We start from the raw sequence: 24457 nt of genomic DNA, 5'->3' as shown, positions 1-24457 counted from the left end.
ATGCCATGACCGAAAAGGCGATGGCAGCCCCCGCGCTAAGCAATATTCGTCTCATGAAAAATTCCCCTTACAGTCAAATTATCACCACTTTGATAACACATTTTCGGGTTTTCTCAATAAAAATTGGCACCTTTGCGCAACTCGCGCGTGCATGCGGTGATCGGCACAGCCAACCGTCCACCCGCCCCGCCCGCCACACACACCCTTCTCGGAACAGGCATCGAGCGGCCACTTCGCCCCGACGGCGTCCGCCCGGCCAACAAGCAAGGCTCGGCAGAAAGTGCCGCGAAATCATCGCACAAACACATGCGACTCCACTCCACCCGGATCCGCCCCGCCGAAAAGGTCCGCACCGCCGCACCGATCGTCTTGACCCCGCGCCCCGAAAGCCGTCCAGTCAGCCCAACATGATGGAGCTTCCATGAGTTGGATCGACCTTGCCGGCCTGACCGGCCTCCTGCCCGAATCCCGCACACGGCTTGATGCGCTGCGCCAGACCCGAATCCCGCAAGGGACTGCGCTGTTCCATCCGGGCGACGCCGCACAGGGCTTCCTTGTCGTCCTGTCCGGCCGGGTCGAGGTGTTCCTGACCGGCCCCACCGGGCGCGAGATCCTGCTCTATGCGGTCGAACCTGGCCAGTCCTGCGTGCAGACCACCCTCGGCCTGATGGGCGGCGAGGACTACACAGGCGAGGCGATCGCCGCCACCGACGTCACCGCCGTCATCATTCCAAAAGCCACCTTCCTGCGGCTGATGGACGAGTCTGCCACCTTCCGCGGCTTCGTCTTCACCGCCTTCGCCACCCGGATGCAAAGCATGATGCATCTTCTCGAACGCGTGGCCTTCCAGCGCGTCGAAAGCCGCCTCGCCAGCACATTGATTGCCATGGCCTCGCAAGACGAGGTCACCGCCACCCAGGCCGAACTCGCAACCCGCATCGGCTCCGCGCGCGAGGTGGTCTCGCGCCGCCTCGACCAGTTCGCCCGCCGCGGATGGGTGCGGACAGACCGCGGCCGGGTGCATCTGCTCAACCCCGCCGCGCTGCGACGGGTCGCCGCAGCCGACAGCGCCGACTGACCCAAGGTGACCTCGTCACAGACCGAACCCACCCCTGTCCCTACAGTCGCGACATTCCCCGCCCGGCGGGGTGACTCAGGGTAAAGGGACATACCATGTTCAAGACCAACGTCGGCGGCATCGACCGCATTCTTCGCATCGTCGTGGGCCTCGCGCTGCTGGCAGGCTTCTTCCTGCTGCCCGAAGCCAGCTACCGCATGTTCCTGCTGATCGGCATCGTGCCGCTGGCCACCGGCCTGCTGTCGACCTGCCCGCTCTATTCGATCGTCGGCATCAACACCTGCCCGACCAAGAACTGACACAGACCGAGGCGGCGCCCCCGCCGCCTCACCGCTTTCATTCTGGCCCAAATATCCCCGCCGGAGGCTCGACAGCAGCCCCCGGCACCGCCACCTCGACCCATTCCGCGGCAGCGCGGCGCAAGCGGGGCTCGATGCCCCCGAGCGGCGCTACTCCGCCGCTAGCCGCTTCGGCTTCAGCATGTCGCGCAGATAGCGCCCGGTATGCGACGCCTCGACCTCGGCCACCGTCTCGGGCGTGCCTTCGGCCACCACCGTGCCGCCGCCATCGCCGCCCTCGGGACCGATATCGATGATCCAGTCCGCGGTCTTCACCACGTCCAGATTGTGCTCGATCACCACGACCGTATTGCCCTGATCGACCAGTTCGTGCAGCACTTCCAGAAGCTTCTTCACATCCTCGAAATGCAGACCCGTCGTCGGCTCGTCCAGGATGTAAAGCGTCCGCCCGGTGGCCCGCCGGGCCAGCTCCTTCGACAGCTTCACCCGCTGCGCCTCGCCGCCCGACAGCGTTGTCGCCTGCTGTCCCACCTTGATATAACCAAGGCCAACCCGCATCAGCGCATCCATCTTCTCGCGGATGCTGGGCACCGCCTGGAAGAATTCCTGCGCATCTTCCACCGTCATCTCAAGCACATCGGCAATGCTCTTGCCCTTGAACCTGATTTCCAGCGTCTCGCGGTTGTAGCGATGCCCCTTGCAGGTCTCGCAGGTCACATAGACATCGGGCAGGAAGTGCATCTCGATCTTGATGACACCGTCGCCCTGACAGGCCTCGCAGCGCCCACCCTTGACGTTGAACGAAAACCGCCCCGGCTGATAGCCGCGCGCCTTGGATTCGGGCAGCCCCGCGAACCAGTCGCGGATCGGCGTGAAGGCCCCGGTGTAAGTCGCCGGGTTTGAACGCGGCGTGCGACCGATGGGCCGCTGGTCGATGTCGATCACCTTGTCGAGATGCTCGAACCCCTTGATCGTCTCGCAGGGCGCCGGCGTCTCGCGCGCGCCGTTCAGCCGCATCGCCGCGGTCTTGTAAAGCGTCTCGATGGTCAGGGTCGATTTCCCGCCGCCCGAGACCCCGGTCACGCAGACGAATTTGCCCAGCGGGAAATCCACCGTCACATCCCGCAGGTTGTTGCCGCTGGCCTTGACCACCGTCAGCTGCTTGCCGTTGCCCGGCCGCCGCTCGGCCGAAACCGGGATCGCGCGCGCGCCCGACAGATACTGCCCGGTCAGGCTGGCCGGATCGGCCGCAATCTCGGCGGGGGTGCCCTGCGCCACCACCTGCCCGCCATGCACACCCGCGCCGGGGCCGATGTCAAAGACGTAATCCGCCTCGCGGATCGCATCCTCGTCATGTTCCACCACCAGCACCGAATTGCCCTGATCGCGCAGGTTTTTCAGCGTGCCCAGCAGCCGGTCGTTGTCGCGCTGATGCAGGCCGATCGACGGCTCGTCCAGCACATAAAGCACCCCCGTCAGGCCCGATCCGATCTGGCTTGCCAGCCGAATACGCTGGCTTTCGCCGCCCGACAGGGTACCGGCGGCGCGGCTCATCGACAGATAGTCAAGGCCGACATTGACCAGAAAACCCAGACGTTCGCGGATTTCCTTCAGGATCGCGCGGGCGATCTCGTTCTTCTGCGCGGTCAGGCTGGCGGGCACGGTCTCGACCCAGGCATGGGCCTCGCGGATCGACATCTGCACCACCTGCCCGATATGCAGGCCACCGATCCTGACCGCCAGCGCCTCGGGTTTCAGGCGATAGCCGCCGCAGGTATGGCAGGGCCGGTTGTTCTGATAACGCTCGAACTCCTCGCGGACCCAAGCCGAGTCGGTCTCGCGGTAGCGGCGCTCCATGTTCGGGATCACACCTTCGAAGCTGCGGCTGACCTGATAGATCCGCCCGCCCTCGTCATAGCGGAAGGTGATCTCCTCGTCGCCCGAGCCCCGCAGGAACACCTCGCGCGCCTTTTCCGGCAGGTCTTTCCATTTCTTCTTCGGATCAAAGCCATAGTGCTTTGCCAACGCCTCGATGGTCTGGGCGTAATAGGGCGATTTCGACTTGGCCCAAGGCGCGATGGCCCCCAGTTTCAGGGTCAGGCCCTGATCCGGCACCACAAGGCGTTCGTCAAAGAACAGCTCGACCCCCAGCCCGTCACAGTCCGGGCAGGCCCCGAAGGGCGCGTTGAAGGAAAACAGCCGCGGCTCGATTTCGGGGATGGTAAAGCCCGAAACCGGACAGGCGAACTTTTCGGAGAAGGTGGTGCGCAGCGGCTCGCCCTCGGCCGGGGCGGTCTCGAAGATCGCGATGCCATCGGCAAGGTTCAGCGCGGTTCGGAAGCTGTCGGCCAGCCGGGTCTCGATCCCTTCGCGGACGATGATCCGGTCCACCACCACGTCGATGTCATGGCGGAACTTCTTGTCCAGCGTCGGCGGCTCGTCCAGTTCGTAAAACGCGCCATTCACCTTCACGCGCTGAAAGCCCTGCTTGCGAAGGTCCAGAAATTCCTTGCGATACTCGCCCTTGCGGTCGCGAACGATGGGGGCCAGCAGATAGCCGCGGGTGCCGTCCTCCATTGCCATCACCGCATCGACCATGTCCTGCACCTGCTGCGCCGCGATGGGCAGGCCGGTCGCGGGGCTGTAGGGCGTGCCGACCCGCGCCCACAGAAGGCGCATGTAGTCGTAGATCTCGGTCACCGTGCCGACGGTTGAGCGCGGGTTCTTCGAGGTCGTCTTCTGCTCGATGGAAATGGCCGGCGACAGGCCCGAGATATGGTCCACATCCGGCTTGCCCATCATGTCAAGGAACTGCCGGGCATAGGCCGACAGGCTTTCGACATAGCGGCGCTGACCTTCGGCGTAGATCGTGTCAAAGGCAAGGCTGGACTTGCCCGACCCCGACAGGCCGGTGATGACCACCAGCTGATCCCGCGGGATGTCGATATCGACACCCTTGAGGTTGTGTTCGCGGGCGCCCCGCACCGAGATGAACTTCTGTTCGGCCATGGCCTTGCCCCCGACTGTCTGGACGGCAGAGATAGTGGAACGCGGCCGAGTCTCCAACCGCCAGAAGTGAACAATAGATGAACTTCTGGCGGATGGCAGGGATTATTTCACGGCCCTGCCCCATAGCAGGCAGGAACGCGCCACCTAGAAATGAAGGGCGCGGCCATAGGCGTCCAGGACCGACTCGTGCATCATTTCCGACAGCGTGGGATGCGGGAAGATCGTCTCCATCAGGTCGGCCTCGGTGGTTTCCAGCGCGCGGCCGATGACAAAGCCCTGAATCAGTTCCGTCACCTCGGCGCCGACCATATGCGCGCCCAGAAGTTCGCCGGTTTTGGCGTCAAAGACGGTTTTCACGAAACCCTCGGCCTCCCCCAGTGCGATGGCCTTGCCGTTGCCGATGAAGGGGAAACGGCCAACCTTGACCTCATAGCCCTTTTCCCGGGCACGCGCCTCGGTCAGCCCGACACTCGCCACCTGTGGCTGGCAATAGGTGCAACCGGCGATCGAGCCCGGCTTGATCGGATGCGGATGGCCGCCCGCGATCAGTTCGGCCACCATCACGCCTTCATGGCTGGCCTTGTGCGCCAGCCACGGCGCACCGGCGATGTCGCCGATGGCATAAAGCCCCGGCACACCCGTCCGGCAGAATTCATCCGTCACCACATGGGTGCGGTCGATCCGCACCCCCAGCGCCTCAAGCCCCAGCCCCTCGACATTGCCGACGATCCCCACGGCGGAAATCACGGTATCGAACTCCGTCACCTCGGTCTTGCCGCCGCTTTCGATATGGGCCGAGACCTTGCCCGGCGCGCGGTCCAGCTTGCGCACCGTGGCCCCTTCAAGGATTTTCATCCCCTGCTTCAGGAACTGCTTTTTCGCAAAGGCCGAGATTTCGGCATCCTCGACCGGCAGGATGCGGTCCATCACCTCGACCACCGTGGTATCGGCGCCCAGCGTGTTGAAGAAGCTGGCAAATTCGATCCCGATGGCGCCGGACCCGATCACCAGCAGCTTTTTCGGCATCCGTTTCGGTTGCAGCGCATGGCGATAGGTCCAGACCAGATCGCCATCGGCCTCAAGCCCCGGCAATTCGCGCGCCCGCGCGCCGGTGGCGATGACGATGGATGCCGCCTGAAGATCCTCGGTGCCCGTGTCGGTCCTGACGCTGACACGGCCGGGGGCGGACAGGGTCGCCGCGCCCATGACCACCGTCACCTTGTTCTTCTTCATCAGATGCGCCACGCCCGACGACAGCTGCTTTGCCACCCCGCGCGAGCGTTTGACGACCGCATCAAGGTCGTAGCCGATCCCTTCGGCCTTCAGGCCGAATTCTTTCGCGCGGTGCATCAGGTGGAACACCTCGGCCGAGCGCAGCATCGCCTTGGTCGGGATGCAGCCCCAGTTCAGGCAGATCCCGCCAAGGTTTTCCCGCTCGACGATGGCCACGTTCAGCCCAAGCTGCGCCGCCCGGATCGCGCTGACATACCCGCCCGGACCGGCACCGATCACGATCACGTCGAAGGACTTTGCGGGCATTCTCGCCTCCCTGGAAAAAGTAGTTTGGCCCTAAACCATTTTCGGCACCCACGCAACGCCAGCCTAGCCACGCAGGCGGCGAACCTCGGCGGCATAGGCGCCCTCGGTCAGGAACGCCTGTTCCTCGGGCGTCGAGTCGCGCCCCAGCGCGGCATTGCGGAACGGAAACCGGCCAAAGCGGGCGATGATCGCGGCATGGGCATGGGCATGAAGCAACCCTTCGGCGCCGGTCTCGGGCATCCGTTCGGAAAACAGGCGAACGGCTTCGGCCTGATCGGCGGCATCCTCGGAATGTTCCAGCGGAAGATAGAAGAACTGCCGTTCCGGCTCGGGGGCGCCCAGATCCCAATCGGCCGCCACCGCCCGTTTCGCGGCCTCGCGCGCCAGCGGGTCGGTGGCGAAAGCCTCGGGTCGGCCGCGGAACATGTTGCGCGGGAACTGGTCGGTCAGGATCAGGAAGGCAAGGCTGCCCACCGTGCCCTCGCACCAGTGATCCAGCCCGCCATCGCGCGCCGCCTGCCACAGATCGCCGAAACGATCGCGGATCGCCTCGTCCACCGCCTCGTCCACGGCATACCAGCCCTCGGGGCCGACCTCGCCCAGCCAGAAGTCAAGCACCGCCACCGGATCGTCCGCCATCTCTGTCTCCTGACCGCCACGGCGTCAGCCTGACATCTCGGGCCGGGGGCGGCAAGGTCAGTCGGTGCTGTCCTGCCCCTTGGCCATCACCCGGCCCACCGCCAGCGCCGAGGCGGTCGGCGCCACGCTGGCGAAGGCGCCGGTATCGGCCACCGCGGGGGCCGCGCGCCGCGTCATCCGCCAGCCGGCATAAAGCGCAAGGCCCGCGTAAAGCAGACCGATGAACAGGAAAAATCCCTGCGGGCCCGTCTGTTCCATGATCCAGCCCGTCACCAGCGGGCCACCGATCGCCCCCAGCCCGTTCATGAACAAAAGCCCGGCCGAGGCCGCGGCCATATCCTCGTGGCCAAGGAAGTCGTTGGTATAGGCAATCAGCAGCGAATAGACTGGGTTGGTGATCCCGCCCAGCAGCAGCGCCACCACGATCAGCCCCCCGAAGCCCGGCTGAAGCAGCACCGTCACCGCCATCAGCGCGCCCGCCACCACCGCAAGGCCAAGGATCAGTTGCCGCCGGTCCATCCGGTCCGACGCCCAGCCCACCGGATATTGCAACAACAGCCCGCCCACATAGAGCGCCCCGATGAAGATCGAGATTTCGCGCACCGAAAGCCCTTCCAGCGTGCCCCAGACCGAGGCCATGCCGAACATGGCCGAGAAGATCCCCCCCGCCAGCAGCATCCCCACCACCCCCAGCGGCGAGATCCGGAACAGCTCGGCAAAGGACAGCCGGCGCGAGGTCTCGAACCGCGGGGCCGGCATCGCCGTCAGCAGGATCGGCATGAAGGCCAGCGACACCAGCACCGAAGGAATGACGAAGATCGCAAACCCCGATGGATCGCCCGCGTTCAGCAGCGCCTGACTGGCGATGATGCCGATCATCTGCACGATCATGTAGGCCGACATCGCCTGCCCCCGCGTATCGTTCGATGCGGTGTTGTTCAGCCAGCTTTCGGCGGTGATGTAGACCCCGGAAAAGCTGAAGCCGATCACCACCCGAAGCGCGGTCCAGACCGTCCATTCCGGCAGAACCGGATACATCACCAGCACCGCCGAGATCATCGCCCCCAGCGCCGCGAACACCCGCACATGGCCCACGCGCCGGATCATCCCCGGCACCGTGCGCGAGCCGATCAGAAACCCCAGAAAATAGGCCGAGGTGACCACCGAAAGCTCGGTGGTCGAAAAGCCCTCGATCGCGCCGCGGATCCCCAGCAGCGAGGCCTGAAGGCCGTTGCCCACCATCAACAGCATCACCCCCAGCAACAGGGGCCAGGTGCCGGCAAGAACCTTCAACATGAGACGCTCCGCGATTCGGGCACCCAAGCTAACACGCGTCACCGCGGGCTGCTGCAGGAAGGCGACATGTTTCGTGCCGTTTCAGCCGTTTGGCGTATTTCGCCCCATCCGGTCGGTCGGCAGATCAAAGCTCAAGATGCTGGCGGCGCAGATGTTTCGGCCGTTTGGCGTATTTCGCCCCATCGCATCGATCCGCCGTGCCAGTGAGCAGCCGACACCGATGTTTCGGCCGTTTGGCGTATTTCGCCCCTTCCGGTCGGTCGGCGCCTGCCGGCGGCCGTGGCGCGGCCCGCGCAGCATCCGCCGCGTCACCCCTTCGGGATCAGCAGCGAGGCATCGCCATAGGAAAAGAACCGATAGCCCTCGTGCAGCGCATGATCATAGATCCGCCGGATGCGATCGGGCCCCATCAGCGCCGAGACCAGCATCAGCAGCGTCGATTTCGGCAGGTGGAAATTGGTCATCAGCGCATCCGCCACCCGGAAGCGGTAGCCGGGATAGATGAAGATATCGGTCTTGCCGCGCCACGGGCGGATCTGGCCATCGGCGGCGGCACTTTCGATCAGCCGCAGCGCGGTGGTGCCCACCGGGATCACCCGCCCGCCCGCGGCCTTGGTCGCCGCGATCTCGGCCGCGGCCTGTTCGGTCACCTCGCCCCATTCGGCATGCATCCGGTGCGTGGTCACATCCTCGACCTTGACCGGCAGAAAGGTGCCCGCGCCGACATGCAGGGTCACTTCGGTAAAGCCGATCCCCTTCGCCGCCAGCGCCGCCAGCAACTCGCGGTCAAAGTGCAACGAGGCGGTGGGCGCCGCCACCGCCCCCGCATGGCGGGCAAAGACGGTCTGGTAATCCTTATGATCCTGCGCGTCAGGGGCGCGCTTGGCCGCGATATAGGGCGGCAAGGGCATCGCGCCCGCCTGCGCCAGTGCGGTGTCGAAATCCTCGCCCGTCAGGTTGAAGACCAGCCGCAGATCGGTATCGCCCTTCTCGGCCACGGTGGCGGACAGATCGGGCGAGAACCGGATCTCTTCGCCCGGTTTCAGCTTGCGCAGCGGTTTGGCCAGGGCGCGCCAGCCCTGTGCGGCGGGCTCCAGAAGCGTCACCTCGACCCGCGCCACCGCATCGCCGCGGCAGCGCGTGCCCGACAGCCGCGCCGGGATCACCTTGGTATTGTTCAGAACCAGACGGTCGCCGGGGCGAAAGATGTCCAGCAGATCGCGCACATGCAGGTCGCGGATGGTGTCGCCCTCGGCCAGCAGCAGCCGTGCGGCGGTGCGGGGGCGCGCGGGGCGGGTCGCGATCAGCGACTCGGGCAGATCGAAATCGAAATCGGAAAGTTTCATCGGTTCATCGCGAAGGGGGTGTCATTGCAGAACGGGGGCCGGCCGGCGGAAGATCTCGCGGAACATGCCGGGCGTCAGGATGGACAGCGGGTTGACCGAAACCGCGGGCCGGTCGGCCGATCCGCGCACGGTATAGTTGAAGCCGAACAGCCCCTCGCCGCGGCGGGTCAGGAACGATCCGATACCGTTCAGCAGATAGATCGGCGAGATCACCCCCTGCAAGTCCAGCATCCGGTCCGATGCGCGATAGACGCCGGCCAGCGACACCCCCATCGAGGCCCCCACCGCGGCCGCCTGCCCGATCTCGACCGCGCCGCGGGTGATGCGGAACTCGGCGTCCCCGTCCGAGAACAGCAACCCCTCGCCATTCAGCTGTTCCAGCAGCCCCACCACCGACACCGCATTCAGAAGCGCCGCCAGAACCGGCGCGTTGGTCACGCGGAACTGCGCCACCTGCGCCCGGCCGATGTAATCTGACGCCCCCGAAGGCGTCAGATGCAGATCCAGCCGCCCCCCCCGCGCATCGGGGAAGATCCCGGCCGAGGCGAGCACCCCGCCCGCATCCGCCGACGTCAGCCGGACGGCACTGCGCCCGTGCATCGGCACCACCATGCCCTCGACCGCGGCGCGCCCGTTCACCTGCGCGCGGAAGGTGCCGTTAAAGCCGCCCTGCGTGCCAAAGCGGCCCTCGAATCCGGTCAGCGCGATCCCGCCGGTGACCTGAACCCGATCCAGCCGCGCAAGGATCGGAACCGGCGCGCCGCCACCCGCCCCGCCGCCACCGCCCGGCTTCAGCCGTGTCAGATCCACCGTCCCGCCCTGAACCCGCACCTCGGGCGCCTTGCCGGCACCGCGACCTGCCAGCGTCACCGGCGCATCAAGCCAGCCGTTCAGCCGAACCCGGTCCAGCCGCACCGCATCCAGCGTGCCGTCGCCGCGCATCGCCACCCGGCCCGAGGCGGAAAGCCCACCGCCTTCCAGCACCAGCCGATCCACCGACACAGGCTTGCCCAGCGTGGCCTGCACCTCAAGCCGGCCCGCGCCCCCGGCCGGTTTCGACCAGCCAAGCGCGGGCAGCCCAAGGGCCAGCCCCGCCAGATCGGATGTCAGGGTCAGCCTTGACGGCCCCCCCTTCTGCATCGCGACCGAAACCTGCGCCGGCGCGCTGCCGCTGACCGCGCCTGCGGGAAGCCCAAGGCGGAACTCGTCCGCGGCCTCGGCCGTCAGCGTGACGCGGCCATCCAGCGCCGCCCGTCCCTTGGCCTCGGGGCCAAAGGCCATCCGCCATGTCGCCTCGAACGGCACCCGGCCAAGGCGGCCCGCGCCCGCCACTTCCAGCCCCTTGCGGTCGGCCGCAAGCGACAGCCGCGGCGCCACGATGGTCCGGCCCGGCACCAGCCGATCCGAACGGAAATCGGACACCACGCCTTTTACTGTAAAATCAACCTCTTGCGGTGCGACCTTCGGCTTCAGCGGCAAGTGCAGTTCGGTTTCCATCACCGCACGCCCTTCGCCCAGATCGACCGGGCGGCCGGCCTTTTCCAGAAAGCGGAACGGCGGCTGATCCAGCAGCGACAGCGCCGCGGTGACGCCACTTTCGCTGTTGATGCGGACATGCGCGAGCGCCGGGCGCTGCGTCACATCGGGCACATCGAACAGGCCGCGGGTGACGCGGATCGGGCCGCCCTGTGGCGGGGTGACATGGCCCTCTTCCAGCACCATCAGATAGCGGCGATCCTCGATCACGGCATAACCCGACCCCTCTTCGATCGGCGGCAGCGTCTTCAGGAAGCGCACGTCGCCCCGGCGGAATTCATAGCCCAGCGACAGGTGCGGTTCGGTGCCCGGCGCCATGCGCAGGCCGGCCTTCACCTCGAAAAGCTGGCCTTCCTGCACGTTCTGGCTGACCCATTTCCGCGTCTTGGGCACCAGAGACAGCGGCCACAGCGCCAGCAGATCGCCATGCGCGATCCGGTTCAGCCCCATATCGAAAGCCACGCGCCAGCCATCGGCGTCGGCCGAGACGCTGCCCCGCCCCCACAGCCTGCGCCCCTGCTCGACCAGCGCCAGCTGGCCGATCTCGACCCGGAACGGATCAAGCCGCATCCGCAGATCCAGCGCGCCTTCCGAGAAGTGAACCGGGCTTTCAAACAGCCCCTCGGGGTCGGCGCTGGCATCCTGAAACCGGATCTGCGCCAGCAGCGCATCGGGCAGGCCGGCGGAAACCCCGGGCAGATAGGCGTGACCGGATGCCTTCAGCCGCAGCGACGGCCCCTGCACCGCAAGCCGTGTCAGGTTGATCCGCTCAATCGCGGGATCATAGGCAAAGGCCAGCCCCGCACGGTCAAAGCCGATGGGCCGGGCTTCGGGCGTCGGGCGCAGCGCGCCGGCATCGCTGTCAAGCTCGGCCTCCAACCGGGTCAGCCGTCCCTCGCCATCCAGCGCCGCGGCAAAGCGGCCCGACAGCGCGGCATCGAGAACCTCAAGCCAGGCGATCGGCAGCGCCTGCGCCGCAATGTCAGCGGCGGCCACGCGGACCACCTGCGCCGACAGCCGCGCCTCGGGGCTGTTGGGCGTGGTGACGAAGGTCAGAACCGCCTGCGCCGGCGCCCGACCCGGCCCGCCATGCAGCGTCAGCGCCAGTTCCAGCGCCCGCCGGTCGGGTCCGTTCGCCAGCGCCAGCCGGCCGTCGCCCACCTGCCACCTGCGCCCCGCGCGCCGATCATCCAGCGTCAGCGTCATCGCCTCGGCCTCGATCCGGCGCAGGTCTGCCAGCACCGGCAGGGCAAAGATCCGGTCGGTCGCGGCGCGCAACTCGGCATAGCTCGACACCGGCAGGTCGCCACCCTGCCCGCCAAGCGCAAGATCGAACCGCCCGTCCGGCAGCCGCCGCAGCGTGACCCGCGCCCCCGACAGCACGATGCTGCGCGGGTTCACCCGCCCCCGCATCAACGCCCCCGGATCGAAGGACACCCGCGCCTCGGGCAGGCTGAGAAGCGTGCGCCCGTCGCGCTGCAACAGCCGCATGTCGTCCAGTCGCACCCGCGGCACCCAGTCGGTGCCGACCGTCACCACCACGCCCCCCAGAGAGACCGACAAAGCAGGCGCCAGCGCACGGTTCAGCCGCGCCTCGGCCTCGGCCACCGCCCAGACCGGAAGCGTCAGGGGCCGCCCCGTCACCGCCAGCAGCCCGAAGCCAGACGCCGCCGCCAGCAGCGCCAGACTGAGCAACAGCCACAGCGACGCCCGGCCCCTGCGGGTCCGCCCGCCGGCCTCTGTCCCCGCCCGGTTGCCGTCCTCGGTCATGCGCCCCCTGCTTTCGTCAACCCGGGCTTGCCTTTATCGGTGCCCGAAGGCAACTAAAACAGGCGTGACCCCACCCTCAGCAAGGAGCCGCCCATGACCAGCCCCGGCCAGCCCGCCCCCGACTTCACCCTGCCGCGCGATGGCGGGACAAGCGTCTCGCTGGCCTCGTTCCGGCCCGGCAAGGTGGTGGTCTATTTCTACCCGAAAGACGACACCTCGGGCTGCACGCTGGAGGCGCAGGAATTCACCGCGCTGGCCGCCGATTTTGCCGCCGCCGGCACCACCGTCATCGGCATCTCGAAGGACAGCGTGAAGTCGCACGACAGGTTCTGTGCCAAACACGGCCTTGGCATCATCCTTGCGTCGGACGAAGGCACCACCACCGCCGAGGATTACGGCGTGTGGAAAGAGAAAAGCATGTATGGCAAGACCTATATGGGCATCGAACGATCGACCTTCCTGATCGACGGCGAAGGCAAGGTGGCGCAGGTCTGGCGCAAGGTGACCGCGCGCGGCCACGCCGCGCAGGTTCTGGCCGCGGCGCAAGCCCTTTGACCGGGGCGGTCTGCGGCGGAATGTCGCCGCAGACCACCCCAAGACCCCGCCGGCCGATCGATCTCGGCGGTTTTTTGCCCGGACGGGCGGGGTTTCGCCTGTCGCTTCATCCGAAGGGCCAAACGGGTTGCAGCATGGCCGGCCGATGGCTAGTCACTGGCCCGGGGACAGGAAGGCCGGCCCCGCGCCGGCAAAGGATCGTCACCGCGCAACAACGAACGGGGCCGACCGGTGCTGACGCGACTTCACTATCGGATCAACTCGACGCTTGAACGCATCCTGCCGGAACGCCGGCTGTTCCTGAAATCCGATAGCGATACGCGTTTCATCCGGCTTCGACCGATGACACAGGCCGCGGCCCTCGCCGGCGGCACCGTTCTGGTCAGCTGGACCATCGTCGCCACCTCGATCCTGTTGATGGATTCGATCTCGAACGGGACCGCGCGCGACCAGACACAGCGTCAGCAGGCGCTTTACGAATCTCGTCTGAACGCGTTGTCGGCCGACCGGGACCGCCGCGCCGAAGAAGCCGTCCGCGCGCAGGAACGCTTCAACCTTGCGCTGGCCGAAGTCTCGAAGATGCAGACCGCGCTGCTGGCGACCGAGGACCGCAGGACGGAACTGGAAACCGGGATCGACGTGATTCAGGACACCCTGCTGCGCACGATCAAGGAACGCGACGAAGCCCGCGCAACGGCCGAACGCATGACGCTTGCGCTGGCCGAGCAGACCGGCTCGACCCGCACCGACGGTTCGCGCGCAGCCGACACGCTGGCCACGCTTGACCATCTGACCGGCACGCTGGCCGCCACCGCCCGCCAGCGCGACGACATGGCCCATGCCGTGCTGATGGCGAAAGAGGAAACCGATGCCGTCCGTCAGGAAAAGGCCGAACTGATCGCGCGGAACGATGCGATTTTCACCCGGCTGGAAGAAGCCGTCACCGTCTCGATGGAGCCGCTGGACAAGATGTTCCGGGCGGCGGGCCTGTCGACGAATGACCTGCTGAAGCGGGTGCGCAGCGGCTATTCCGGTCAGGGCGGGCCGATGGGGCTGACGATCTCGACCAAGGGTGGCGACCTGACCGAGGAAGAGCGCCGCGCGAACGAGATCCTGACCGGCCTTGACCGGATGAACCTGTATCGGCTGGCCGCGGCCAAGGCGCCCTTTGCCATGCCGGTTGATGGCCGGTTCCGGTATACGTCGGGTTTTGGCGGACGCAGCGACCCGTTCGGTCGCGGCAGTCGCAGCCATGAAGGGATCGACATGGCCGGATCGACCGGGACGGCGATCGTCACGACCGGCGACGGTGTGGTGACGGAAGCCGGCTGGGCCAACGGCTACGGCCGCATGGTCAAGGTGAAACACGACTTCGGGATCGAGACCGTCTATGGTCATCTGTCCCAGATCCGCGTGAAGGTGGGACAAAGGGTATCGCGTGGCGACCGGATCGGTGATATGGGCAACACAGGCCGGTCTACCGGCACCCATCTTCACTACGAGGTTCGGGTCAGCGGCAAGCCCGTCAACCCGATGACCTTCATCAAGGCGGCGAAAGATGTTTTCTAAGAGCAGAATCAACGAGCCGGGCCCCAAACAGGGCGAAGGCGACCGTCCCAGGAATCAGGAAGCACCCGTGCAGAAGCCCTCGACCGAGTTTGCGCCCGGCGCGCCGAAACCGAAGCCGTCCGCCTCGGTCCTGTCGTCGGACCTGACGGTGGTCGGAAACCTGCGCACCACCGGCGATATTCAGGTCGAAGGCACGGTTGAGGGCGATATCCGCGCCCATCTGCTGACCGTGGGCGAAAGCGCCACGATTCGCGGCGAAATCGTGGCTGATGACATCGTGGTGAATGGCCGTGTGATCGGCCGCGTCCGCGGTCTGAAGGTGCGGCTGACCTCGACCGCGCGGGTCGAGGGCGACATCATTCACAAGACCATCGCCATCGAATCGGGTGCCCATTTCGAAGGTTCGGTCCAGCGTCAGGAAGACCCGCTGCAAAGCGGCAAGCCTGCCGCCCCGGCCGCTGCTGCCCCGCAGGCGGCCAAGCCCGCCGACGTCTGATCCGGTTTCGCCGTCGGATCGACACAGGGCGCCCCTTCGGGCGCCCTTTCTGTTGGCCCGGCGAGATCCCGCCGCGTCAGTCCAGCGCCCGGCGATACAGATGCCAGCTTGCATGGCCCAGCACCGGCAGCACCACCAGCAGCCCCAGGAAGGCCGGCAGCATCGCAAAGAACAGCGCGCCGCCGATGGTGATGCCCCAGGACAACATCAGAACCGGATTGGCCCGCACCACGTCTGTGCTGGTCAGCATCGCAGTGACAAAATCCACCTCGCGGTCAAGCAGCAGCGGCAGGCTGACCACGGTCAGCGAGAACAGGACCGAAACGAACACCGCCCCCACCAGAATCTCGACCGCCAGCAGCGTCAGGCCATTTGCTGTCATGAAAATCTCGAATGAATTCGAGATGTTGACCATGGGCTGCGTTCCCATGAACAGCGCAAAGACCATATGCGAGACGATGTTCCAGAACAGAAAGAAGATGACCACCACCGCGGCCATCGACGGGATCTGCCGATCCTTCTGGCGCCGGATGACGCCCAGAACCTCGGACCAGATCAGCGGCTCTCCGACCTCACGCCGCCGGCTGACCTCGTAAAGACCGCAGGCGATGAACGGGCCAAGGATGGGAAAGCCCGCCGCCGCCGGCAGGATCCACCAGAAATTTCCGGTGGACATCAGCGCATAGGCGATGATCCAGCCACAAAGAACATAGACGGCGGCGAAAAACAGACCGAATGCCGGGGCGCGGGCAAAATCCCGCATTCCAGCCACAAGCACAAAGCGCAGATCGTCCGGGGATAGGATGCGCACCCCGGGAACCACGGCTTCGGGTTCAGAATAGCCCTGTGACATGCCGAGACCCCTCCTTCTCGAAGCGAGAAGAATAGTCCAGCCGCCACCCACCATCCAAGATGATTCTCCATCTCATCTTTTAGTCGTGAGCGGCCTGCCCCGCGCGTCAGTCGCCGGCGTTGGCCTCGGCCCGGCTTTTGCCGGCCACATCCTGCGCCAGCGTCGCCGCCATGAAGCGGTCCAGATCGCCATCCAGAACGCCCTGCGTGTCCGAGGTTTCGACCCCGGTGCGCAGATCCTTCACCATCTGGTAGGGTTGCAGCACATAGGATCTGATCTGATTGCCCCAGCCCGCTTCGCCTTTGGCGGCGTGCTGGGCGTTGATCTCGGCGTTCCGCTTGTCCAGTTCCAACTGGTAAAGCCGCGCCTTCAGCGCGTTCATCGCCGCCTCGCGGTTCTGGTGCTGCGACTTCATCGACGAGGTCACGACGATATTGGTGGGCAGGTGGGTGATCCGCACCGCCGAGTCGGTGGTGTTGACGTGCTGCCCGCCCGCCCCGGAAGACCGATAGGTGTCGATACGGATGTCGTTGGCCGGGATGTCGATCTCGATATTGTCATCGACCACCGGATAGACCCAGACCGAACTGAACGAGGTGTGCCGCCGCGCCGCCGAATCATAAGGCGAGATCCGCACCAGACGGTGCACGCCGCTTTCCGATTTCAGCCAGCCATAGGCGTTCGGCCCGCTGATCTTGTAGGCCGCCGACTTGATCCCGGCTTCCTCGCCCGCGTTTTCCGACTGAAGCTCGACCTTGTAGCCCTTCTTCTCGGCCCAGCGGACATACATCCGCGCCAGCATCGAGGCCCAGTCGCAGCTTTCCGTGCCCCCCGCGCCGGCGTTGATTTCAAGGAAGGTGTCGTTGCGGTCGGCCTCGCCGTCCAGCAGCGCCTCAAGTTCCTTGGCACGGGCGGTTTCCACCAGCGCGCGGATCGCGGCTTCGGCCTCGGTCACGATTTCCTCGTCGCCCTCGGCCTCGCCCAACTCGATCAACTCGACATTGTCGCGCAATCCGCTGTCGATCAGCCGATAGGTCGACAACTGGTCCATCAGCGCCTGACGTTCCCGCATCAGCTTTTGCGCGCGGGCCGGGTCGTTCCACAGGTTGCCGTCTTCGATCATCGCATCGAATTCTTCCAGCCGATGCGGCGCGGTCTCAAGGTCCATGCGCTGCGCCAGCAATTCCAGCGAACGCTTGATGGCCTCGACTTGATACTGGGTCTCGGTGCGCATGAGAGGGATCCTCGGAACGGTTCAGGCGCGGGTGATAGCGCGAAGGCGACAGGCGGGCAAGGCCGGCTGCCGGACGGAAGGAAGCAGGTGGGTCAGTAGAGGCCGCCCGAACTGAGCGTGCCGAAATCGGCCTTCTTCGGGATCACCTTGCGCTCGCCGGTGGCGGTGGTGACGGTCGCGGCTTCCGCGCCCTCATCTTCGCCATAGGCGAACAGCGGCAGGTTCGCCCCCATGGCAAAGCCGCCATCCACCATCGCGCCAAGGCCGAAGACCGGATCTTCGCCCTGCCGGAAATATTCCGCGACGACATTCGGCCCGGTCGCATCGTCGGGCAGCCGCGATCCGGTGAAGCGGTCGATCTTGATGAAATAGCCGCCCGGAGGCACCCGGAACTCGGACCCGCCATAGGTCTTGACCGCCTTTGCCATGAAGCTCTGGAAGACCGGCCCGCAGAAGCCGCCCCCCGAAGCCGACCCCATGCTGCGCGGCTGGTCATAGCCGATGTAGCAGCCCGCCACGATGTTCGAGGTATAGCCGATGAACCACACGTCCTTGGCATCGTTGGTGGTGCCGGTCTTGCCAGCCACCGGCACCGGCAGATTGATGCCGCGGCCGGTGCCGCGCTGCACCACGCCCTGCATCATCGAGGTCAACTGATAGGCGGTGATCGCATCCATCACCCGCTCGCGCTTTGATGCGATATGCGGCGCCCGGCCATTGGGCAGGCTGGGCTGGGTGCAATCCTCGCAGATCCGGCGGTCATGGCGATAGATGGTGCGGCCAAAGCGGTCCTGCACCCGGTCGACCAGCGTCGGTTCCACCCGTTCGCCACCGTTGGCGAACATGGCATAGGCCGCCACCATCTTGAACAGCGTGGTCTCTTCCGCCCCCAGCGAGTTGGCAAGGAACTGGCCCATCCGGTCATAGACCCCGAAGCGTTCGGCATAGGCGGCGACGGTCTCCATCCCGATTTCCTGCGCGATCCGCACCGTCATCAGGTTGCGCGACTGCTCGATCCCCGTGCGCAGCGGCGTCGGACCATAGAACTTGCCCGAGGCGTTCTTGGGCGTCCAAAGACCCTGCGCCGTCTGCACCTCGATCGGGGCATCGATCACGATGGTGGCAGGAGTAAAGCCCGAATCCAGCGCCGCGGCATAGACGAAGGGCTTGAAGCTGGACCCCGGCTGGCGCGTGGCCTGCGTGGCACGGTTGAACACCGAAGACTGATAGCTGAACCCGCCCTGCATCGCCAGAACCCGGCCCGAGTTCACATCCATCGCCATGAAGGCGCCCTGAACATCGGGCACCTGCCGCAACGACCAGCGCCGGAAACTGCCATCCTCGGCGGTGACGGCGCGCACAAGCACCACCTCGCCCACCTCGACCAGATCGCCCGCACGCCGCGCCTTCGGCCCCAGCTTGCCATTGGCCAGCCGCTTGCGCGCCCATGAGACATCCTCGGCCGGGATGAAATGGCCATCCTCATCCTCGGCCACACCCTCGATGCCGATGCGGGCGGCATTGTCGCCCAGCGACAGCACCACCGCCGGATGCCAGCCCGGCACGTCGCGCGGCGCCGACACCTCGGCCAGCGCCGCGCGCCAGTCGGCTTCCTTGCCCAGCTGCTCGGCCGCAATCGTCAGACGCGTGCCGCGCCAGATCCCCTGCCCGCGGTCGAACTTCTCCAACCCGTCGCGCAGCGCGGCGGCGGCTTCGGCCTGCAATTCCCGGTCGATGGTGGCGCGGATGGTCAAACCGCCGCCGAAGAACTCCTGCTCGCCGAACTCGGACGACAACTGGCGCCGGATCTCGTCGGTGAAATAATCGCGCGGCGGCAGCGCCTCGCGGAAGGCGGGATAGTCGCCATTCTGCACCGATTTCAGCGGCTCGTTCAACGAGGCCATCAGCGTGGCTTCATCCAGATGGCCATTCTCGAACATCTCGCGCAGGACATAGTTGCGCCGTTCCGTCACCCGCTCCTTGGCGCGAACCGGGTGATACTGGCTGGGCGCCTGCGGCATGGCGGCCAGCGTCGCGGCCTCGGCCGGGGTCAGCTGCGCCAGCGTCTTGTTGAAATAGGTCTGCGCCGCGGCAGCCACACCATAGCTGTTCTGACCCAGAAAGATCTCGTTCAGGTAAAGTTCAAGGATCTTGTCCTTGGACAGCGTCTCCTCGATCCGGGTGGCAAGGATGATCTCCTTGATCTTGCGCTCCCCTGTGCGGTCGCCCGACAGCAGAAAGTTCTTCATCACCTGCTGCGTGATGGTCGAGGCGCCACGCACGTTCTTTCCGCGCGACCGGATGGCCTCGATCGCGGCCGCGGCAATCCCCCGCGCATCGTAACCGTGGTGGGTGTAGAAGTTCTTGTCCTCGGCCGAGATGAATGCCTGCTTCACCAGATCGGGGATTTCCTCGATCGGGGCAAAGATCCGCCGCTCCTGGGCGAACTCGTCGATGATGCGCCCCTCGCCGGAATAGATCCGGCTGATGGTGGGAGGCGAATATTGCGCAAGGCTTTCGTGGCTGGGCAAGTCGCGGGAATACATCCAGAACACCGCGCCAATGGTCAGGGCCAGCGCCAGCAATCCCAACGTCAGCGCCGTGAAGATCGCCCCGAAGAATGACCCGATGAACCTGAACAATGGCTGTGCCCCCTCTGGTTGGCCGCCTTATACACACGCAAACCCCAAAGGGCAAAACCTGCCCTGCCGTCCACGCTTCGCGATTTCGCGATCACCGCCGCAGCAGATCCTTCAGCGCGGCATCCTCTTTCGCCCAGACCTTCAGCCCCTCGACCAGCGCCCCCGCCATCACCGCCCGCCAGACCGGATCGCGCAACCGTGCCAGATCGGCATCGCTCGACATGAACCCGGTCTCGACCAGGATTGAGGGCAGATCGGGCGACTTCAACACCGAAAACCCCGCCGCCTGCCGCGGATGACGATGCATCGCCAACCCCTCGGCCTTGATCGCGGCTTCCAGCGCCAGCGCCAACCGTTCATTCCGCGGCCCGGTCTCGGTCCGCGCCATGTCCATCAACACCGTCGCCACCAGATCGTCATGCCCGGTCAGATCCACACCGGACAACAGATCGTCCCGGTCGTGCCGCTCGGCCAGCGTCGCCGCCGCGGCCTCCGATGCGTCCTCGGCCAGCGTGTAAAGCGTGGCGCCCACCGCCTCACCCTCGGCCAGCGCATCGGCATGAAGCGAGAGCAACACCTGCCCCCCCGCCTCGCGCGCCAGCGTAATCCGGGTCTCCAGCGGCACAAAGATATCCTCGTCGCGGGTCATCACCACCCGAAACCCGCCATCCCGCAACAAAGCCTCGCGCAACTCGCGCGCAAAGGTCAGCATCAAGCCGGCCTCGCTGACCCCCGCCCGCTCGGCGCCGGGATCGATCCCACCATGCCCCGGATCCAGCACCACCGTCAGCGGCCCCGCGCCCTGCGGCACCACCGCACCGACAGCCTTCGGCAAAACCCAACCCGCAGGTTCGGGCGCCGCCACCGCCGCGGCGAATTCCTCGGCCGATGCCTTGCGCAACCCGACCGAAATCCGCGCCCCGTCAACAGTCCGCATCCCGGCCTGCTCGACCACGAAAGGTCGATCCAACATCAACACCAACCGCGACCAGCCGGCCCGGAACGCCCCGGCGCGCACGCCCGTCACCCGGTCGCTCTCCTCGCGCATCCGCGCCACGCCGGCAAAATCGACCTCACGGAAATCCATCACCAGCCGCGGCGGTCCGTCCAGCACCCGCACACGCCAGGGCACCGGCTGCGACAGTTGCAACTCGATCCCGACCCCGCTCCAGCCGCGATCGACCACCTCCGACCGCTCGGCATCCAGCCGCGCCAAAGCCGTCAACTCCTGCGCCACACCGGCCCCCGCCAGCACCGCCGCCGCCAGCAGTGCCGCCGCCCCTGTTCCCGCCCGCGCTTTCATTCTGGCCCAAATATCCCCGCCGGAGGCTCCGACACCGGCCGCCGGCGCCGCGCCATGAAATCGCAAAGCCGCCGCAAGCCCTCGACGATGTCCTCGGTCGCCCGCGCATAGGAAAACCGCAAGGTCCGCGCCCCGCGAACCGGATCGAAATCCAGCCCCGGCGTCACCGCAACCCCCGCCTCGCGCAGGATTTCAGCCGCGAAAGCCAGGCTGTCGTCGGTCAGATCCGACACATCGGCATAGACATAGAACGCCCCGTCCGGCGGCGCGAATTTCGTGAACCCCGCCTTCGGCAGCCCCTCCAGCACCAGCCGGCGGTTCTCGGCATAAATCGCGCGGTTCGCGTCCAACTCCTGCTGGCAATCCAGCGCCGCCAACGCCGCGATCTGGCTGGCGTGCGGCGGGCAGATGAACATGTTTGCCGCCAGCCGCTCGATCAGCCGCACATGCGCCTCGGGCACCACCAGCCAGCCCAGCCGCCATCCCGTCATCGAAAAATACTTCGAAAACGAGTTCACCACATAAACATCGTCCGAGATCTCCAGCGCAGAGACCGCAGGCGTGCCATAATCCAGCCCGTGATAGATCTCGTCCGAGATAAAGGCGATATCGCGGGCCTGCGCATAGTTGATCAGCGCCGACAGCGCCTCGCGCGACAGCATCGTGCCCGACGGATTGCCCGGCGAGGCGACGATCAGCCCCGCCAGATCCGGCACCCCTTCCAGATCGGCCGGCACCGGCTGAAGCCGGTTCGCCTCGGCGGTGGGAATGCCCACGGGCTCCAGCGACAGCGCCCGCAGGATCTGACGGTAGCTCGGATAGCCCGGCTCTCCCAGCGCCACCCGCTCGCCCGCATCGAACAGCGCCGAAAAAGCCAGCAGAAAGGCCGCGGATGATCCCGCCGTCACCACAACGCGGGCCGGGTCCAGATCGATACCATACCAGCGCCGGTAAAGGCCGGCGATGCCCGCGCGCAATTCAGGCAGGCCAAGCGCCACGGTATAGCCCAACGGCCCCGTCTCCATCGCCTGCGCAAGCGCCGCCCGCGCCCCCGCCGGCGCCGCTGTGCCGGGCTGGCCCACCTCCATATGGATGATCGACCGCCCCGCAGCCTCCAGCGCCCGCGCCTGCTCCATCACATCCATCACAATGAAGGGGTCGACCGCCCCACGCCTTGAAACCCGCATGTTCCGCCTCTTGGACTTCTCATGCGTTCCTGAAACGTCGAGGGAGGAAGGTCAATGGCGGCCCGCCGCCCATGCGCCGCTTCCGGCTTGCCAACCGGCCCGGATCGGTGTTCCTGAACCCCTGTCCGCCAACCGGAGTCCCATATGAAACTGATCCCCCTCGGTGCCGCCGCCCTGACCCTTGCGCTGACCCTGCCGGCCCAGGCCGAAATGAGCGATTCCGAACGCAAGGCTTTCCGCAATGAGGTGCGCGCCTATCTGCTCGAACATCCCGAAGTGTTGATGGAGGCGTTCACCGCGCTGGAAGAACGCCAGCAGGCCGATCAGGTGAATGCCGATCTGGAACGCCTTGCCACCCACGCGGACGAGATCTTCCGCGACCCGGCAAGCTGGGTCGGCGGCAATCCGGACGGCGACATCACCGTGGTCGAGTTCATCGACTATCGCTGCGGCTATTGCCGCAAGGCGAACGAGGAGGTCGAGGAACTGGTGAAATCCGACGGCAACATCCGCTTCGTGCTGAAGGAATATCCAATTCTGGGCGAGGAGTCGGTAACCGCCTCGCGCTTTGCCATCGCGGTGCTGCAACTGGCCGGGGCTGACGCCTACAAGCTGGCACATGACCGACTGCTTGCGCTGCGCGGTGCCGTCACGACCGACACGCTTGGCCGGCTGGCCGACGACATGAAGCTGGATCGCACCGCGATCCTCGACCGGATGAACGCCGACGAGGTGACACGGGTAATCGCCGCCAACCACGACCTTGCGACAACGCTGGAAATCTCGGGCACGCCGACCTTCGTGATCGACCGGACGATGGTGCGGGGCTATGTTCCGCTGGACGGGATGCGCCAGATCGTGGCTGGCCAGCGCGCGGACTGAGCGGTGCGCCGCACGCTGCATTCCACGAAGCGCGAATGACAAAGGCGCCCCGCGGGGCGCCTTTTGCTTGGCGATGGGGGGATGGGCTTTACTCGGCCGCTTCGGCCGAGGCGGCCTTTTCGGCCTCGATCTCGGCGGCCTTGGCCTCGACCATGGCCACGATCTCGTCCACCATGCGGTCGTTGCCCAGCTTGTGGACCTGCTTGCCCGCCAGATAGACCATGCCCGATCCGTTCCCGCCTCCGGTAAAGCCGATGTCGGTCATCAGCGCCTCGCCCGGGCCGTTCACCACGCAGCCGATGATCGACAGACTCATCGAGGTGGTGACATGCGCCAAGCGATCCTCAAGCGCGGCCACGGTCTTGATGACATCGAAGCCCTGCCGCGCGCAGGACGGGCAGGAAATGATCGTGACGCCGCGGTGGCGCAGCCCGAGCGACTTCAGAATCTCGTAGCCGACCTTCACTTCTTCGACCGGATCGGCGGACAGCGACACCCGCAGCGTATCACCGATGCCCGACCACAGCAGATTGCCAAGACCCACCGCCGATTTCACCGTGCCCGCGGTCAGACCACCCGCCTCGGTGATGCCCAGATGGATCGGGGCATCCGTCACCTCGGCCAGCGCCTGATAGGCAGCGGCCGACAGGAACACATCCGACGCCTTCACCGAAATCTTGAATTCGTGGAAATCGTTGTCCTGAAGGATCTTGATGTGATCCATACCGGAATCGACCATCGCTTCGGGACAGGGTTCGCCATATTTGTCCAGCAGATGCTTTTCCAGCGAGCCGGCGTTCACCCCGATGCGGATCGAACAGCCATGGTCCTTCGCGGCCTTGATGACCTCGCGCACGCGGCTTTCGTCACCGATATTGCCCGGGTTGATCCGCAGGCAGGCGGCGCCGGCTTCGGCGGCCTCGATCGCACGTTTGTAGTGGAAATGGATGTCGGCCACCAAGGGGACCGGGCTGGCCGCCACGATCGCTTTGAGAGCTTTGGTCGACGCCTCGTCCGGCACCGAGACCCGCACGATATCGGCCCCGGCGGCGGCACAGCGCAGCACCTGATCGATGGTGGCCTGGGCATCGGCGGTGATGGTGTTGGTCATCGTCTGCACCGAGATCGGCGCGTCCCCGCCCACCGGAACATTCCCCACCATGATCTGCCGCGACGGGCGGCGGTGGATGTTGCGCCAGGGGCGGACGTGATTCAGCGACATGG

At 66.1% G+C, this 24457-nt stretch carries 18 protein-coding genes; 6 read left to right on the top strand and 12 right to left on the bottom strand.

The annotated features are described in order from the left end of the window. Positions 1–421: 421 nt before the first annotated feature. Both CRO07_RS08730 and CRO07_RS08725 read left to right on the top strand, forming a co-directional pair. Positions 422–1078 carry a Crp/Fnr family transcriptional regulator gene (locus tag CRO07_RS08730; RefSeq protein WP_097030316.1) on the top strand — a complete coding sequence of 219 codons (657 nt, stop codon included), beginning with the start codon at positions 422–424 and terminating at the stop codon, positions 1076–1078. Positions 1079–1173: 95 nt separating this feature from the next. Then, positions 1174–1377: a YgaP family membrane protein gene (locus CRO07_RS08725; RefSeq protein WP_097030315.1), complete on the top strand. Its 204-nt coding sequence runs from the start codon at positions 1174–1176 to the stop codon at positions 1375–1377. Between the two features lie 150 nt (positions 1378–1527). Here CRO07_RS08725 and uvrA read toward each other — a convergent pair whose 3' ends face one another. From uvrA to CRO07_RS08690, 6 genes are all read right to left on the bottom strand, one after another. Beyond that, positions 1528–4386: an excinuclease ABC subunit UvrA gene (gene uvrA / locus CRO07_RS08720; RefSeq protein ID WP_097030314.1), complete on the bottom strand. Its 2859-nt coding sequence runs from the start codon at positions 4384–4386 to the stop codon at positions 1528–1530. 144 nt (positions 4387–4530) lie between these two features. Beyond that, entirely contained in the window at positions 4531–5925 is a 1395-nt protein-coding gene (gene lpdA, locus CRO07_RS08715; RefSeq protein ID WP_097030313.1) for a dihydrolipoyl dehydrogenase, read from the bottom strand. 63 nt (positions 5926–5988) lie between these two features. Continuing rightward, the gene (locus CRO07_RS08710; protein ID WP_097030312.1) at positions 5989–6564 is read right to left on the bottom strand and encodes a DUF924 family protein; all 576 of its coding nucleotides are present in this window, start codon (positions 6562–6564) and stop codon (positions 5989–5991) included. A gap of 57 nt (positions 6565–6621) precedes the next feature. Next, positions 6622–7860 (bottom strand): MFS transporter, encoded by a 1239-nt coding sequence (locus CRO07_RS08705; RefSeq protein ID WP_097030311.1) that lies wholly within the window; start codon positions 7858–7860, stop codon positions 6622–6624. 308 nt (positions 7861–8168) lie between these two features. Then, entirely contained in the window at positions 8169–9206 is a 1038-nt protein-coding gene (gene queA / locus CRO07_RS08695) for a tRNA preQ1(34) S-adenosylmethionine ribosyltransferase-isomerase QueA (RefSeq protein WP_097030309.1), read from the bottom strand. Positions 9207–9227: 21 nt separating this feature from the next. Continuing rightward, positions 9228–12512 carry a YhdP family protein gene (locus tag CRO07_RS08690; protein ID WP_097030308.1) on the bottom strand — a complete coding sequence of 1095 codons (3285 nt, stop codon included), beginning with the start codon at positions 12510–12512 and terminating at the stop codon, positions 9228–9230. A gap of 93 nt (positions 12513–12605) precedes the next feature. Between CRO07_RS08690 and CRO07_RS08685 the strand changes: the two genes are divergently transcribed. The 3 genes from CRO07_RS08685 to CRO07_RS08675 all read left to right on the top strand — a co-directional run bounded on the left by CRO07_RS08685 (position 12606) and on the right by CRO07_RS08675 (position 15132). Further along, on the top strand, positions 12606–13067 hold the full coding sequence (locus CRO07_RS08685) for a peroxiredoxin (RefSeq protein WP_097030307.1): 462 nt from the start codon (positions 12606–12608) through the stop codon (positions 13065–13067). Between the two features lie 231 nt (positions 13068–13298). Next, a complete protein-coding gene (locus tag CRO07_RS08680) occupies positions 13299–14636 on the top strand; it encodes a M23 family metallopeptidase (RefSeq protein WP_097030306.1) in 1338 nt (445 codons plus the stop codon). Continuing rightward, positions 14626–15132: a bactofilin family protein gene (locus CRO07_RS08675; RefSeq protein WP_097030305.1), complete on the top strand. Its 507-nt coding sequence runs from the start codon at positions 14626–14628 to the stop codon at positions 15130–15132. Before CRO07_RS08680 ends, CRO07_RS08675 begins: the two co-directional genes overlap by 11 nt. Positions 15133–15208: 76 nt before the next feature. Here CRO07_RS08675 and CRO07_RS08670 read toward each other — a convergent pair whose 3' ends face one another. From CRO07_RS08670 to CRO07_RS08650, 5 genes are all read right to left on the bottom strand, one after another. Further along, on the bottom strand, positions 15209–15985 hold the full coding sequence (locus tag CRO07_RS08670) for a DUF2189 domain-containing protein (RefSeq protein ID WP_097030304.1): 777 nt from the start codon (positions 15983–15985) through the stop codon (positions 15209–15211). 106 nt (positions 15986–16091) lie between these two features. Further along, a complete protein-coding gene (gene prfB / locus CRO07_RS08665) occupies positions 16092–17219 on the bottom strand; it encodes a peptide chain release factor 2 (RefSeq protein ID WP_097030303.1) in 1128 nt (375 codons plus the stop codon). Positions 17220–17311: 92 nt separating this feature from the next. Continuing rightward, positions 17312–19861, bottom strand: a complete 2550-nt coding sequence (locus CRO07_RS08660) for a penicillin-binding protein 1A (RefSeq protein ID WP_097030302.1) — start codon at positions 19859–19861, stop codon at positions 17312–17314. Positions 19862–19952: 91 nt separating this feature from the next. Beyond that, positions 19953–21164, bottom strand: a complete 1212-nt coding sequence (locus CRO07_RS08655; protein ID WP_097030301.1) for an N-acetylmuramoyl-L-alanine amidase — start codon at positions 21162–21164, stop codon at positions 19953–19955. After that, positions 21161–22351, bottom strand: a complete 1191-nt coding sequence (locus CRO07_RS08650) for a pyridoxal phosphate-dependent aminotransferase (RefSeq protein WP_097030300.1) — start codon at positions 22349–22351, stop codon at positions 21161–21163. Before CRO07_RS08650 ends, CRO07_RS08655 begins: the two co-directional genes overlap by 4 nt. Before the next feature lie 144 nt (positions 22352–22495). On the opposite strand from CRO07_RS08650, the gene CRO07_RS08645 reads away from it, so the two are divergent. Beyond that, complete coding sequence (locus CRO07_RS08645; RefSeq protein ID WP_097030299.1) at positions 22496–23233, top strand: DsbA family protein; 738 nt, start codon at positions 22496–22498, stop codon at positions 23231–23233. 88 nt (positions 23234–23321) lie between these two features. Here the strand turns inward: CRO07_RS08645 and ispG are convergent, their stop codons facing one another. Beyond that, a complete protein-coding gene (gene ispG, locus CRO07_RS08640; RefSeq protein ID WP_097030298.1) occupies positions 23322–24455 on the bottom strand; it encodes a flavodoxin-dependent (E)-4-hydroxy-3-methylbut-2-enyl-diphosphate synthase in 1134 nt (377 codons plus the stop codon). Between the last annotated feature and the right edge of the window lie 2 nt (positions 24456–24457).

The sequence above is a fragment of the Cereibacter ovatus genome (assembly GCF_900207575.1).
Classification (GTDB): Bacteria; Pseudomonadota; Alphaproteobacteria; order Rhodobacterales; family Rhodobacteraceae; genus Cereibacter_A; species Cereibacter_A ovatus.
Note: the sequence above shows the minus strand (reverse complement) of the source record. Positions and strands in the feature narration are given on the sequence as shown.